Origin of the sequence: Bacteroides bouchesdurhonensis, from assembly GCF_900155865.1 — a bacterium.
Lineage (GTDB): Bacteria > Bacteroidota > Bacteroidia > Bacteroidales > Bacteroidaceae > Bacteroides > Bacteroides bouchesdurhonensis.
Window position 1 is genome coordinate 5,156,149 of the sequence record NZ_LT707006.1, and the last position, 16,060, is coordinate 5,172,208.

11 protein-coding genes are annotated in these 16,060 nt (G+C 35.9%); 2 read left to right on the forward strand and 9 right to left on the reverse strand.

The window, feature by feature from the left end; translation table 11 throughout:
- Positions 1–243: 243 nt before the first annotated feature.
- Complete coding sequence (locus CZ225_RS22140; protein WP_077155536.1) at positions 244–1,821, reverse strand: O-antigen ligase family protein; 1,578 nt, start codon at positions 1,819–1,821, stop codon at positions 244–246.
- 42 nt (positions 1,822–1,863) lie between these two features.
- Positions 1,864–3,885, reverse strand: coding sequence for a transglutaminase domain-containing protein (locus tag CZ225_RS22145; RefSeq protein WP_077155537.1), 2,022 nt, complete (start codon positions 3,883–3,885; stop codon positions 1,864–1,866).
- A gap of 820 nt (positions 3,886–4,705) precedes the next feature.
- Here CZ225_RS22145 and CZ225_RS22150 point away from each other — a divergent pair.
- The gene (locus CZ225_RS22150; RefSeq protein WP_077155538.1) at positions 4,706–5,416 is read left to right on the forward strand and encodes a hypothetical protein; all 711 of its coding nucleotides are present in this window, start codon (positions 4,706–4,708) and stop codon (positions 5,414–5,416) included.
- A 284-nt stretch (positions 5,417–5,700) separates the two neighbouring features.
- Here the strand turns inward: CZ225_RS22150 and CZ225_RS22160 are convergent, their stop codons facing one another.
- Complete coding sequence (locus tag CZ225_RS22160) at positions 5,701–6,504, reverse strand: hypothetical protein (protein ID WP_077155539.1); 804 nt, start codon at positions 6,502–6,504, stop codon at positions 5,701–5,703.
- A gap of 153 nt (positions 6,505–6,657) precedes the next feature.
- On the reverse strand, positions 6,658–7,461 hold the full coding sequence (locus CZ225_RS22165) for a KilA-N domain-containing protein (RefSeq protein ID WP_077155540.1): 804 nt from the start codon (positions 7,459–7,461) through the stop codon (positions 6,658–6,660).
- Positions 7,462–8,936: 1,475 nt separating this feature from the next.
- On the opposite strand from CZ225_RS22165, the gene CZ225_RS22175 reads away from it, so the two are divergent.
- Positions 8,937–9,647: a hypothetical protein gene (locus tag CZ225_RS22175; protein WP_200800559.1), complete on the forward strand. Its 711-nt coding sequence runs from the start codon at positions 8,937–8,939 to the stop codon at positions 9,645–9,647.
- Positions 9,648–9,943: 296 nt separating this feature from the next.
- On the opposite strand, the gene CZ225_RS22185 is transcribed toward CZ225_RS22175, so the two are convergent.
- The 5 genes from CZ225_RS22185 to CZ225_RS22210 all read right to left on the reverse strand — a co-directional run bounded on the left by CZ225_RS22185 (position 9,944) and on the right by CZ225_RS22210 (position 16,045).
- On the reverse strand, positions 9,944–10,747 hold the full coding sequence (locus CZ225_RS22185) for a hypothetical protein (RefSeq protein ID WP_077155543.1): 804 nt from the start codon (positions 10,745–10,747) through the stop codon (positions 9,944–9,946).
- Between the two features lie 780 nt (positions 10,748–11,527).
- Positions 11,528–11,890 carry a hypothetical protein gene (locus CZ225_RS22195; protein ID WP_077155545.1) on the reverse strand — a complete coding sequence of 121 codons (363 nt, stop codon included), beginning with the start codon at positions 11,888–11,890 and terminating at the stop codon, positions 11,528–11,530.
- A 3-nt stretch (positions 11,891–11,893) separates the two neighbouring features.
- Positions 11,894–12,199, reverse strand: a complete 306-nt coding sequence (locus CZ225_RS22200; protein WP_077155546.1) for a hypothetical protein — start codon at positions 12,197–12,199, stop codon at positions 11,894–11,896.
- Positions 12,200–12,435: 236 nt separating this feature from the next.
- Positions 12,436–13,551, reverse strand: coding sequence for a glycoside hydrolase family 88/105 protein (locus CZ225_RS22205; protein ID WP_077155547.1), 1,116 nt, complete (start codon positions 13,549–13,551; stop codon positions 12,436–12,438).
- A gap of 430 nt (positions 13,552–13,981) precedes the next feature.
- A complete protein-coding gene (locus CZ225_RS22210) occupies positions 13,982–16,045 on the reverse strand; it encodes a beta-L-arabinofuranosidase domain-containing protein (RefSeq protein WP_077155952.1) in 2,064 nt (687 codons plus the stop codon).
- Positions 16,046–16,060: the final 15 nt, after the last annotated feature.

The following is a 16,060-nucleotide window of genomic DNA, read 5'->3' on the forward strand; positions in this document are numbered from 1 at the left end:
CAGAATTAATTTAATACATATTCAACTCTACTAATAGGGTTATTATTAATCTGTTAATATATTGCAAGATTGTGAGCGCACTACCCTTCCCCATAATTCGGAAAAAACTTCAGTTTCTTTCGCATAATTTCTTATCAAGATAAACTAATCAGAGATTTGAGAAAATACCGTTTCAATTCGTTTCCAAGTTTTGACATTACTTTTAGATTTAATAAGTTAATATATTCACTATTCCGATTTCTCTTACTTTATACGTATTAATTCTCTTTTCATCTCTCTTTTCATCATCAAAATAGAGGAAGTCCTAATTTTCATTGGCTTATTAACTATCAACTCTGCCATATTATACATCAATTCTTTCTCTTCATTTTCTTTGTATAAATAGAACAGTTTATAAAAAGGTAAAAAACGGGACGGACACATCAAAGCAGCCTTGTTATAATACATTTCTGCTTGTTCTTTCTTTTTTAACGACTGATAAAGCTCCCCTATCAGCAACTCTAAATCATAATCAGCCCAATATTGACGGCATTGTAAAGCCACCTCCATGCTTTCTTCATATTGCTTATTTTCCGATAAAACAGCAGCATAGTTATAAAGGAAATAAGGATTATCCACAAAAGATGTTTTTAGTTTTTCATACGAAGGGAGAGCCTTATTATATGATCCGCAAAGAGCAAGTTTGGAGATCTTACCCCACTCTAATTCTGCCTGTATACGTTCCACTAATTTATAAGCACCTATTAATGAGCATCCCAAGACCAGTACACCTATTACATTTCGTCTCCATTCCACAGCAAGAAAATCCTTAATATATTCTCTTGTTATAATAAAGACGGACAAGAAAACAATAATCCAAGTATAAGGATAAGTAAACGGATAAGAGAATAACGAAAATATACCTATCGAGATTAGCACATACAGAGCTATTCTCTTTTCATTAGTAACATTCTGTTTATAGCAATAAAACAGTAAGAATATGATTGCAGCCAAAATTAGTAAACCAATGATTCCAAAGTTCAAAAGAACTCCTAAATATTCATTAAAGGGCTGCTTTACATTATCGGCTAACATGGCAAAGCGACTCTGTTGCCCATGTACCTTAAAATATTCAGCCTGATAATCCATATAATGGGCTTCGAAGCTGCCTATCCCATGTCCAATCCAAGGCGACTCCTTTACCATATTTATACCACATTGCCAAATAAGCATCCTACCGTCAGCAGAATCCTTTTTCATCCAATAGGAACATACTAAAAGCAGGATCAGCCCACCGGATAATAAATAGTTCCATATCCCTTTACAAATAAACCGGCTATAAAAGAATATGGTACAAATTGCCACAATACTGACAATTCCGGCTCTCGAACCAGATAAGAATACTGCTACCAAAAGGATAATTCCAATTGTCCACCCCAGGTATTGAATATACTTATGATTACTTTTTTGAATTAAAAATCCAATAAAAGGGAAACCGGCAGAAAGGGTAATTGCAAACCCCGCTGGGTTATCAAAGCTGCCTGTGATCGGATAAACGGAGTTTGAAGAAAACACATTAAAGTATTGCAATAAACCATATAATGCTTGTAAACAACAGATGCCAACAATGCTTATTCCGACCAAAGGCAAATCCATAACCACAGGCTTTCGCAGTAATATTCTGATAGAGATATACAAGCCCATACCTAAAGTGATTAATATTACAAATAACCATTTAGGAACGATATAAGGATCTGTAAACGACAGAGAATATACAAATACGGCAGTTAAACATAAGACTAGCAAACTACCTTGGACGACTGTTGGTTTAAATGTTATCATTATATGCGCACTATATTAATTATAAAAAACGCCAGACAGCTCTTACCTCCAAACTTGTCTTCCATCCTCATATTTAAAAATACGTTCCTGAATACCACGCGAATAGTTTTTCAACAGTAATAACGTATTAACAGGAACATTTTTATATGACAATGAATCTGCTCCGGAAACTTGCTTTCCAAGAGATTCCCATTTATCCCGCTTTGCACAATAGAATAATTCATATTCATCGCCCGGACGAATATAATTATCATAGCTGCGGGGAGTATAAACAATCTTTCCGATCTGCTTCGGAGTCCCCAGATCAAGACCTGCCCAACCTCCGGAAGGTTCAATATAATCATAGGAAGTAGTAACGTCTCCATCAAAAGTGTTCGTATATTCATGCGAACCGTCTTTCTGAAAACATCCGGGAGTTCCAATCACTTTCCCTTTTAAAAGAACAGTATCCCCCGACGCATAAAATGCCACTTCTGCAATGTTGCAATGTGCATCCCTCGGACCAATATATCTAACATAACGATAGGCTTTCGAAGAATAAGGCTGAACCACCGTCTGCAAACGTTCCGGCTTTCTGTCTATCCTATACAAAATATCTTTCTCGCGAAAAGCAGGGTCATTGCTTCCTTCAAAAGTCCCGCCGATCATACGGTTGCGAAAAAAGTCTTCCCCTCGTAAAGTATATTTAGCGAATAAAGTAACATCCTGCACACTATCTGAGGGAGTATAAAAATGAAACTCATTGGAAATATCAACCTCAAAAGGATCTGTCCAGAAGCGAAGATGTCCCTGCTCATAAGTAGCTACGCGCATTACAGAACCTTTCTGTATATCCTTAAAGACAAGTTTTCTACCATCGAACTCAGTCCACGCAACAGGTTCCCCCTCCATCAATCTACTTGCACAGAGATAAGCAATCCGGGAACGAGGTCTACCCCTATAAATAGCCGATCCGGGAATTTTCAGTTCTTTCTTAAAGTCTTTTGTGTATGAAAAAGTAACATCCACTAAATGAGGGTCCTCAAAAAGAGGAACGATAACCGTATCCAACGCCTGCATATCTTCCTGCATGGAACGATTCAGACTAAATGTATTACGATAAACCTTGATTTTAGGAATTGCGCACACTCCATCTTTCCTAACTTCACTCACGCCATTAGGAAATTCATGATAATAGAGCGTACCATATTTATCGGTAAACGAAATCCATTGATGACTATCATTCTCATCGCCTCGTATCGGCATAAAATCGATTGCACAAGGAATTCCCAATGCGCGACAAACGTAAACTACAAAATCAGAAGTTTCACGACAACTTCCGGTTTTCATCTGAGCAGCTTCGGGTCCCACATGGGGAAGGTTGGCAGGAGCTACAGTTGTGAAAACTGTTCCCTCTTTACGAATAGAGTCAAGCAAACAACGAGCTGCTACAATCGGATCAGCTTTATCAAGTACACCGGATGCCCGCAAAGAATCGAGCAGAGGATTATACTTCCGATAAATGTCTTCCCGCCAGCTACTCAAAGTCTCGTCACCAATACGATAAGGAAGAAGGTATTCACAAAAAACTGCAAATGAAACATGTTTCCCCCATGGTTGTTCCTGCCAAACCTTAAATGCCCATTCAATGTTATTACAAAGATATGCAGAATCTACCGTTTCGATATCCTTGCAAGATTGCAAAGAATCCAATTGAAACGCTCCATACATATAGTGAATAGAATCAACCAACAAATTAGGAGAGATACCCATTCCACGTGTTTCTTGTAATAAAGTATAATATGTAAGATACTGTTCCAGCTGCTTTCCTTTATAATAGGTATAATAAGGCATATTTTCTATCAGAAAACATGCTGCTTTATATTTTAAACTATCTGTCGGTTCTGTTTGATAGTGAGACAATACTTTTTCCAGTTCAGTACGATTTTCACCAGCTTGCTGTAGGGCACTCTCTAATAAAGAAACTGCCGGAACCTTCTTTTTTGATCCTGTACAAGAGAAAAAAAGAAAATCCCCAATAACAGCAAACGAACAAACAAAAAATAATTTTATCAATACTTTCATCGTACTTGAAACCCTATTTTGTATTTATGGTTGCAACTATTTAGTACACCAATAACTGCATAACCCTGGCAAAGGTACAGACAATCTCATCGCCACACAAGAGGCTGTTACATCTCCTTCTATCCATACCTATTGTATATTAACAGATTAAAGCACCATAATATATATTATCATTATATATTGTAACATCAAACATCAATTTTCAACTCATTATCGACTAAATATAATTCTGCATTTGAAGAAAATAATATCAATTAAATAGAAGGATGTTTGCAAAGGTGGAATCATTAAAATAAAAAGATTGGCGGAAACAGCAATAGTGAAAAACATTTCTCTCTTTTCAACTAGAATCTGGTAAACAATAAGCATACATTTGTTACTCTATGTTTTGTATCTAATACAAGAGAGAAAAAATCATTCACTAAATGCATTTGAACATTCCCCCATGTACGTTCCCGCCAAACCTTAAATTTTCGTTCAATACATACAATAAATATAATAAAACTCTTTTTCTAGAAAGTAAGACAACCCATATTAACATTATCAGTTATCTTTGTCCTTATTATGCTTTTCATTTTTTCGCTAAAGTATTACACTTTTCAATAATATGCAACCGTTTGTTACACTATGTAGTAATACTACAACCTAATTATCAAGCAATTAGCTAAATAAAATAATCAATTTATACCTAATATTGTAACATTAGTACAATATGCAAATCATACATAAGAACTGATTTTTCTATTTTTAGAATAAATATTTTCCCTCTAATTTACTTTTTTCCACTTACTTTGCAGCAAATTTAAAATTTAGAAAAAACATGACTGGTAATAACATGAAAAGTATCTCGTATGTAATAGTATTTGTTTGTGGAATATTAGCCACCTTCTTTATCTATAGTTGTAGTAATGATGAATATTATGCTGACGAAGCACAAAGAGAAGAGAACAGTATAATTTCAACTCGCGCTCTTTCATCTAGAACAATGGGAATAGGTAATACACTTATTGATTCTATTGCTGCTTCTGATGAATTTTGGGAATTTCAACTGAGTAGTGAACTTCTTGCACAAAAATTTGATACTTATGTTTCATCATTAGGAGAAGAAGATTATGATAAGCTTATGGAAAATCTGAATAATGATGATTATATGGATGAATTCATTCAAGTAGCTAATATGGAAGAAGCACTACAACAAATGAATAAAGCAAAAGAAAACTTGGTGAAAAACACTGGATTTTTAAGATTAAGTGAAGATGAAAAAGCACAATTAATTATGCAATTTGCCGAGAACAAATCAAAAACTAAGGCAAATCTATTGAAAACAAGACAGGAAGGGGGAAACATATCTGAATGTGAAAAGAAACGGGAAGCGGAAATTCAGAAAGCTGAAAAGAATTATAATACAAATGTATTATTCTGTGATAGTATAATAATCCCATATCTTTGTTATATACAAGCAGCATCTAAACGCAGTTTAGAATTAAGAGTAGCTGAAGGCAATTACCAAGATTGTTTAAACAATAATTAATGGGAATAATAAAATACATAATTTTATACGCCATCCTTTGCGGCATTAGCATTATTATGTGCTATTTCGATCGTTTTAGTGACCGCACTTATTTACCCTTTCAATTTTTTCTTATCAATTTTTGCCAATTCCTCTCATGGATAATACTTATAATAGGTGCGGTCAAAATATTATCCAAATATAAATCATCTAATAAAAGAGTATGGGTCTATTATACAATAATGATGAGTTCTGCAGCCGCCATCAACTCATTTGTAGAATTAATAAACACTCTAATATAAACTTTACTTCAATTTCTGTAAGAATGCTTCCCAGTCATCATCTTCAATATTAAGTCTCTTTCGCGCACGGGATTTCATAACACGATAAGAACCATCAGTAATACACAAGATGGACAAGATTTCTTCTTTACTTTTTCTCATTCGAATGAGAACACATAATATAATATCACGTGCTGGAGGTAAAGGTTGAATGTTCTGCTTTTTTAGCCAACTGAAGAAGACTGGATCAATTGCATGACATCCTTCTAGCAATAGCGAGATCTCACTTGGAGTAAACTGGGCAATAGACTTATTTTCAAGGAGTTTACGAAATAATAATAGTCCTTTTTGTGGAGGTGGTGGAAAATCTACCAGTTCTCTAATTCTTTGTGTCTGGAGAATTGCCTGTCGCCGCTCTTCCTCTAGCCTCTTATACAAAGTAGATGTAAACTTGATTATGCCTGCTACCACAATTCCAACAATAATCAATGCGGGCAATGTATAGGTAGATAACACCGGATCCATGACACGATGAATTTCTTTTGGCATCAACTCAAAAGCTCTATTAGCCGCAAACAAAAGAAAAGCTGCAATAAATTGCCAATCGGTTATTTCAGCACCCAATCCTTGGGCACCCGGTTCGCGAATGGTCCAAAGTAATGCACCCACAAACAATACCATCCACAATGTGAGATAGATAGAAGATGAAAATGCATCAACATACAATTCTGGAAAAAAGATTTCGGACAGATATGCTATAACTATGACGCCACAGCATAACAAACCACCCGAAAATAACTGTTTAAAAGAATAAACTACTTGCTTCATATGTCACTGTTTATCATGTGCTTTATATCATACAAACTTACATAAAATTCTTAATGCAGCAAAAGAAATCTGGAGATTAGAGAATATTTGAAATGACAATGATGTTACAAGAAAACGGAAGCCAACATTAGTAAAAGTATATTAGCTTCCGTCTTATTTCAACAACTTTCTATTTCCGCTATCTTCCAACACATGCATTTGCTGAATGGCAATCTGATTCAATTTAATAAGCCGTTCACCTTGTGGAATGCCTTGATCAATGAACACAGCATTCAAATTTTCCATATTGGAAAGGCAAATCAGCTCATTGATAGAGGCATGATCCCGGATATTACCTTTCAAATCAGAATGCTCTTCACGCCACATCTTGGCAGTCTTTCCAAACATAGCTACATTGAGTACATCTGCCTCTTCTGCATAAATAATGCTTGCCTGTGCCGAAGTGACTTCCACCGGGATAAGATTTTGTTTGATGGCATCAGTATGAATGCGGTAGTTAATCTTTGACAGCTCACGTTTAGCAGTCCAGCCGAGTTGAACCTGCTCTTCCTCTTTTAGACGTTGAAACTCCTTCAGTAGATACAACTTAAATTGCGGAGATACCCATGTGGCAAACTCGAAAGCAATGTCTTTATGGGCGTATGTCCCTCCATAACGCCCGGCTTTTGCTATAATTCCTTTAGAGTTTGTCTTTTCCGTCCATTGTTTCACGGAAAGGACAAAGCGATTTAAGCCTGCTTCATTTTTAATTCCCTCGAATTCGGGGGAATTAAATTGAGGATTGTACATTTCTTCCCATATGCCCAAGAACTCAATGGTATTCTTGTTACGTAACCACTTTTCAATAAGAGCAAGTCCGTTATCAATGTTGCGTACCATGTCTGTCAAGGATATATAGTCTTTATCATTGTATGTTATAATAGTTACTTCTGTATCTTGAACTTTGATTTTCGCCATATTCTTTCATTAAAAAACATCTTGGTACAAAGATAGGATGCTTTTTCTAAAATCGAGATATTTTCTTTGAATAATTCTTTATATTCAGATAAATCTAATATCTTTGTCACGAAAGAGTTACTTGAAAAACATACCACAGAAAAGCGCAGCAATAAGCACGGTTGCCAACTCGTTACCTCAAAATCGGGTATTCCGCCCAAAGCCTTTATAATAAGGCGATAAGAAATTTATTCCAGAATTACATAAAATATCTGGAATTGCCGCATAAAACGGTGCAAATGTCTTCGAGATTCCTGTTTATTAGGTATTTGCAAAGCCAACGGATGACAAAGGCATATGAGGCAGGTGTGGTAATTGGAACATGCTTGTCGCCAATTTGAACCGAGGTATATTTCAAGTGCCAAGGGACAGACAAACGAGATGCAGGGCGAAGACAATAAAGCTATAGAGCTATCTGACTTGCCTATAACTTGCCAGATAGTCCTTGCCAATATTATTTTTTGCGACGATATTTCTGATTTGGGTCGTTGTTTTTTCAGGAATGGTACGTTCAAGGACACCAATTTCTATTAAGGATGTAACATATTTCTGCCTATTTTTTGGATTGGTTGGAAATTCTTAGTCTGTCCATAATCTCTTGTGCTGTTCTCGGTATAGAACAAAAATTCCTTATATCCTCTTCATTCTTTGTCAAGTTGCGAGTAACTAAGTTTGTGTGAAGTTGGTTACTTATTAGGAAGTTACGAAAACAACCAATCATTCCGAATACATAATGAAATCTTCTGCTATGATAGATATTTTCCGCAAAGCTGACGAAGAAATAAAAGTGGTAGCGACATCCATTGATATTGAATGGTTATAAAGAAGAAATATCATTTTAATCTATTCTGAAATACTTTGGTGAGTGCTCTTTTAATCAAACTATCAAATAGATATAAAAAGCTGGGGAAATTCAATATTATATAAAATATAAAGGTTGGCGGGATGCTCTTCTATAAAAAACTTTTTTCCCTTTTTATCAGAATCTAACCTCTGAAATGATAAAGAAGAAGTTTTTCATACAATGTTACTAATGAAACATGCTCTCCCCCGAGAGTGCTCCCGCCAAACCTTTAATTTTTCAATCAATATTATTATCTATACACGCTAGTACAAGTAAGTATATCTTCTATTTGAAGAACAAAACAACAAGAATAAACATTATCATCTTTTTATGTTATTCTTCTCCTTTTACTTTTGCAAAAGTAAGCGTCTTTTTATTGGAATACAATAGGGCGTTACAACATAATAATAGCTATTAGTCTCATTATAAATCATTTATCCAAACTAATAAATAGTATTTTATACCTATATTGTAACATTCGTAGACAGACTTTTATTAATCAGAACCGATATTTTTATTTTTAGGGCAAATATTTTCCTTCAAATATGTATTTTTTCGCTTACTTTGCAGCAAATCTAAAATCAAAACAATCATGACAGGAAAAAGAATGAGAAATCTATCGTATGTAATAGCATTCGCTTGTGGAATATTAGCTACATTCTTTATTTATAGCTGTAGTAATGATGACTACTACACTGACGAAACAGAAGCAGGAACAAATGGGATAGCTAAAACACGCGCATTTTCATCGAGAATGATGAATGGTGAATATACACTTATTGATTCTATCGCTTCTTCAGACGAATTTTGGGAATTTGAAATGAGTAGTGAACTTCTAGCTGAGAAATTTAAAGCTTATACTTCTACATTAAATGAAGAAGAATATGACTATCTCATTGAGAATATGAATGATGATGATTATATGGCTGAAGTCATTAAAAAGGCAGATATGAAAGAGGTATTAGAACAAGTAGAAAAGTCTAGAGATAATCTTTTCAATCAAACTGGATTTTTGAGACTAAGCAAAGAGGAAAGAACACAATTATTCTCGCAATTTGCAGAAAGTCGCTTACAAACAAAAATGAGTCCTTTAAAAACACGCAATGAAGGTGGAAGTGTTTCTGAATGCCAAAAACAAAAAGAAGCCGCAGTATCTGCTGCTAAATTAAAATTTGATAATTCAGTCTCACTTTGTGGAAACGTACCAGCAGTTGCACAACTTTGCTATATGAATGCTGCTGCAGTATATAATTTTGAGGCAAGAATGGCTGAAAAAGCATATCAAGAATGTATCGGGAACTAAAAATAGCCATTAAATATATTATCCTATATGTTATAGTATGTAGTATAATTTTCTTTTTATGCTACATAGATCTATTTATCAAAGGCATAAATATTGTTTTCCAAGTCTTTTTAATCAATTTCTTTAATCTCCTTTCTTGGATAGTAATAATAGCTGGGGCTATCAATATATTCCCTAAAGAACGATACTCTAATAAAAGAGTGTGGTTTTATGTTGCTATAATGAGTGGTATTGTAGCTTCCATTTATTATCTATTTGAATTAATAAACGGATTAATATATGGACTAAAAATGTAATTATTTAATTTCTTTCAAGAAGTTTTCCCAATCATCATCTTCAATTCCTAAACGCTTTCGTGCACGAGATTTCATAACACGATAAGTTTCATTAGTAATACCTAATATTGCTAATATCTCCTCTTTCGTTTTTAACATCCTAATGAGTACACACAAAATGATATCACGCGAAGGAGGAGTTTGTGGAAGATTTTGTTTTCTCAACCAATTAAAAAAAGCCAAATCAATTATCTGACATTCTTCTACCAATTGCAGATTTTCACTTGCAGAAAACTGGACGATCGATTTATTCTCTAAAAGTTTACGAATTAATATACAATTTTTATATTGAGCGGGCGGTGAATCAAGCAGTTGCTGAATTCTTTGTGTTTGTAGAGCATTTTGTTTCCGTTCATTCTCCAATCTACGGTATAACGAAGTAGAAAACTTAATTATACCCACTATCACTAAACTTCCCATAATTAATGCCGGTAATGTGTAAGTAGATAAAATTGGATTCATGGCTTGATGAAGTTCTTTGGGCATAGTATTATAAATTCTATCTGAAACAAACAGGAAGAAAGCCGCTATAAGCTGCCAATCAGTTATTTCTGATGCTATCCCATGCATTCCTGGTTCCCGAAACGTCCAAATCATAGCTCCGACTAAAAGCACCATCCAAAATGAAAGATATACTGAAGATGAAAAAGCATCTACATACATTCTAGGGAAAAGGACCTCAAATAAATAGGCGGCTATCACAACAATAACACACAATAGACCGCCCGATAATAATTGCTTGAAAGGATAAATTGTTCGTTTCATATCTCTCTATTTCTATCTCATTAATACTCTCGTCTAGTAATTTTGCCTCTGCAAAGGTATAAAATAAGTAATTACGGGATTCAATACCTATGATTTATATTCCGGCTCATTAATCCACGATATTTTGTCTCAGCAGATCATTCACATGATTTCCAGAGATCAACTTATCATTTCTGATTTCATTAAGTTTTCATTATTCCCTTCATCCTAAGCTATCCATCTATGTACGAATAATAAGATGAATCGGAATTAAATAACTAAATAGCATTTTATACTTGTTCATTTCAACAAATAAGCACATAAAAAGTAATACATAATAATTTGTACTATCTAGCATTATGATACGCTTATTCAATGCTATATAATCTTAATCACAGAAGTCATATACAATTCGGTTGTGCCACCTTATTGGCACAAGAATGCCACCTTATTGGCACGACTGTGCCACCCTACTGGCACAAGTATGCCAATAGGGTGGCACAGACATATATACTATTAGAAGGAAACCTGATATAAGCAACGTCTCCTTTCTATATAAAGGCATTTATACAAATAGATCTTTCAATACCAACCTCCAACACTCAATCATTAAACATACAACAAGTCCTGTACTACCTATTAGCCAGAATGCAAAACGAAAATGCGCTGCACGTTTTGTTTTGAGTTTCTCCCAAACAGGTTTTATATAATATATATTCAACACAGCTGACATCACAGTACAAAACAATAGCATCAAACCTGAACCTGACATACTATCAAACTTTTAATTATTTAAAATTCTTATTCCTTCTCTATAATATGTTCTTCTTCCAGCACTTTCTTCAACTCATAATAAGTTTCGAGCTTATGTTTCCAGATTTCCGGATCATCATCTGCTGAATTATCCAAATTACAACAAGAGTGTTTTTCTTCTGCAACAGGCTCAGAAGCCTCATCAAACTCTGCAAATTCGATCTCTATCCGATCTCCGACTTTAAGCATACCCCCATTCCATATTTGATGGATTTCATCCGGCATCTCAAGTCCACCAACATTCCAGAAAGGATCATCAGAGTGGGCAATAGTTGCGAGAAGACTTACGCCACTATCGGGAATGGCAGCTTTACAAACCTTATCTTTGAATTTTACAATAAGTCCTTTCATATTCTATATAAGCCCCTTTTCAAGAAGTTCTGTTTTAAGTTGTTCAAATCTTGCTTTCATCTCACTGCGATCACAGTTTTTAGCCTCTGATATAGGCGATATTTGATCTGTTTCGATAACTTTGATCACAACTTTATCACCTTTTTCCGGTTTTCCTTTAAACCAAGAAATATAACGGTAACAATCTAATCCACCCAAATAAATCTTATCTGCTCCAGAATATCCATAAGATAAAATGGCAGTTGTTACGTTATTGCCACCCACCACTATTGGTTTATCATCATTTATAGTTACTTCAAATGCAATCATAGTTCTCTTTATCTTTAGTTCAACTACTATCCTTGTTTACAATATTAGCTAGAATCCAAGACATTAACAAGCATTTTACCAATGATTCAGTTTTAAGTATGGAAATTTACTTTATTGAGGTCCAGTTCCCTATTTTTTTCTAATTAGAAAGAAGAAATATTCCCTCAAACCTCTATTACTTACTCACTTTTAAATATATAGAGATTTGAAGGAATCTATATAGTCAATTCTTAATCTTACTTATTTAGCAAAGCATAAGCACACCACAAGATAGGAGCCTGTCCATGATAATCTCCGGCAATACGAGGGCGGTCCAGATAATACTGCTTACTGTTTTTCTTACCAGTTCCAATACAAACTTCGGTAAGGTCATTGTTATCGTCTATATAGTTACACAATGAAAGCCAGGCTCTGCGTGCAACAGGACCAAATTCTTCTGCCTTCAACCATCCGTTCTTAACCCCTACAATCATAGCATAAGTAAACATTGCCGATCCCGATGTTTCCGTCCAAGATTCAGGAGTATCTATCAACTGATTCCAAAGACCATCTCTGTTTACGTATTTTTTCAGATTGTTCATCATCAGAACATATCCTTTCATTATTCTCTCTCTGTTAGGATCATTCTGCGGTAGATTAAACAGTAACTCTGTCATACCTACAGCCATCCATCCGTCTCCACGTCCCCAATAATAAGGAACATCCGGGGCATGATAGAACAAACCATTGGGATGTTGCAATTCATCCAGATACAGAACCATCTCTGCGGCAGCTCTATTCATATATTTTGTATCACCTGTAACTTTATAAGCCTCGGATTGCACAATAGTAATCATATACATATCATCAATCCAAAGACGGGTTTGCCATGAATGACCTTTCTTGTCCCAATTGCGTTCTTCTTCATTCGCATTTGCAGGAAGGGTCCATTGAGTATCGGCATACGGAAGTCCGAGTTCCCGATAACGTTCGTCCTTTGTGATACTATACAATCTTAAAGGCAGACATCCAAACATATTCTGATCTACATGGATCGGAGGAGGAAGGAGATTCTTCTCTATATGGAACAGTAATTCGAAACGATTTCTCAAATTCTTTATCAATTCCTTATTTTGGGTTAATTCAGCAAACCGAAGTGCCCCATACCATGTACATACTTCGGCATAATGTATTCCTCTATCGAAATATAACTGGTGTTTGCCATCCAGGAAATGCTTGCTTAGCTTCTCTCCTACAATCTTCGGATCAGCCTTTACAGGAAAATTATCAAAATAATTTTGAGCTGTGGCAGAACCTGTCACTAATAATGCAATCGCAAATAGCACATAAATAAAATAAAAGTTTTTTCTCATGTTTCTATCTATTTTAAATTAAACAAATATTATTTCTCTAGATAAAGTAACTAATAAAAATGAATATGACTCAGAAGCAGACTATATATGCTATAAGAATACCACCGTTTGCGTACACGAAACTTAATATAACATCGACGTAATAATCTGAATAAAATGTAACTAGCATTAATTATGTCTTTTCATTAGAAGTAAGTTACAAGGTATTGCTCCAAGCAGCTAAGCAACTACTTAATTCAATTACCCAATACTTCTAATAATTCCAACTAAAAAACTCCTGAGAATCAAATCCAAAAAGTATCAACCTGCTCAAGACGCGTATTATTATGAACTCACAGCCATAATAATACACGTCTTGTTTTCTTATCTAAATTCTTTAGCAGGATGATTCTAAATATATAAAAGTGTCCATGTTGTTAATTCCATATACTTATTCCCTTGTATTTGGGAAAGCAGAAATTCTCAATCTTGCTGCTCCCATCGGAATCAAAGTAATCTCTTCTTTTGCGCCTTTCGCTGCATCTTCTTCAGGCAATACGCCACAGATTCCGGTTTCGTCTATTTTCCAACTAGGAATCTGGCGACCAAATGCTTTCACTTCCAAAGGCACACTGCCTACAGTGAATGGGAAATTATCTGCCGGCCATTCTTTACGCACTACTTTGAAATTCTTCAATGGTTCTTTTTGGTCTAATACCAATGAATAGTTCCAAGGACTATTTGCATAAATCTCGGTAGTAGGCCATTTCTTAGAATCTGCACCTTTCTGCCATTTAGAATCACCGATAGCAGTTTCGCGACTATCTTTCGCCACATAGTTCTCGTCTATCTTGAGAGACATAGTCAATGGCCCGTAGTCCACACTTACGCTATTCTTATTTACCTGCCAAGTGCGCATAGAAAGAGACATCGGTAAAGTCAGTTCCACTTTATCACCGTCAGCCCATTCGCGTTCGATGCAAAGATATTTTCCTGCTACAGGCTTAGCACTCACTTTCTTGCCATTAACACGCACTTCAGCATCCGAAGTCCAACTGGGAATACGGAGATAGAACGGGAAAGCAACCTTTTCATCGGTAGAAACCGTAAATGTAATCCCTTCTTCGAAAGGATAATTCGTCTGTTCGTGAAGAACGATTTCTTTTCCCTGACCTACTTTCACTGTTGCCTTGCAAGCTCCATAGATAGCAGTTGCTACCCCATTATCAGGAGTCGCCAACACGAGGTGTTCTGAGAAGTAAGGCCAACCTTGAGCATGATTATGCTGACAGCAACGACTGCTAAACGGATTCATAGAAAGGAACGGGCCACTATTGTCGATACCCGGATGATGATTCTTGGAGTCACTAATTGCATGGTTCGGACAAGTGATATAACGCAATGCCTTGAAATCGGGCATCACAGCAGCAGGATAAGAATTGAAAGCTACTTCTTCACAATGTTCCGCCCACATAGGATCACCGGTCATGCAAAGCATAATTTCATCTGACGCCATCTGCTCAACCAATCCGCAAGTCTCTACACCCTGACGAGGATCAATATATCCCATACGGGCATTCTCATCAGCACCAAACATTCCACCCGGCACTTGACCAAAAGTACGACGAATCAGATTATGTACATTATAAGAAGCTTTCAGCATTGCCGAATCCCCTGTCTGCATATAGTAAGTAGCCGGTTCGCGGAAACACTGAGCAATATTCACATTATGCCAGTTGGGCAATGAAGTAGATTTTGTCCAATCAGCAGTATTCCTGTGAATCTTTTCTGCCAGATCAAGCAAGAACTTATCTCCTGTACGGTTGTAAAGCCAATAAATACTGATAATATTATCACCTCCACGGCTATTTTCCCAATAATCTTTCAACAGCATATCATCAGGTACGGTCATCTGCCATTTGAAATAATTAGTCATCAGGTCAATGACCCGCTGATCGTTTGAATATTCATAATATGACTGCAAACACCAGAGCATAATCATCTGTGCCCACAGCTCACGTCTGCCGTTACGCTCGTTCACAGGACCGAAATAACCATCCGGCTGTTGGCTTGCAAACACTCCTTCCAGCCAGACCTTTGTCTCTGCAATCATTTTCGGGTCATTCAAGATATAAGCCAGGTTACCATATCCCTTTAGCCAATAAGGAACTTCTTCCCAACCATGATCTCCACCTGTAGTCAGCCAAGCATTATTTTCTTTTTCCAGCCAAGCACTGATTTCTCCCAGATGTCCGGTCAATCCTTCACGCTGTAATTCAAGATACTTTTTCACCCATCCTTCGGGCTGAACACTACCAACAGGCAGTTTGATAAAATTCAACGGTTGAAGCGGAGCGCGATAACTTACGTAATTTACATTCGCCGATTGCGTATCGGGACGGTCCACCACCTTCACCACATCACCGGTTGAAGAAGTAGCACAAGCGGTAGTCAACAGACTCACCGTCAACAAGACACCCGCAAAGCTTACTTTTAAACGTCTATTCTTTTTCATCATAACTATTAGACA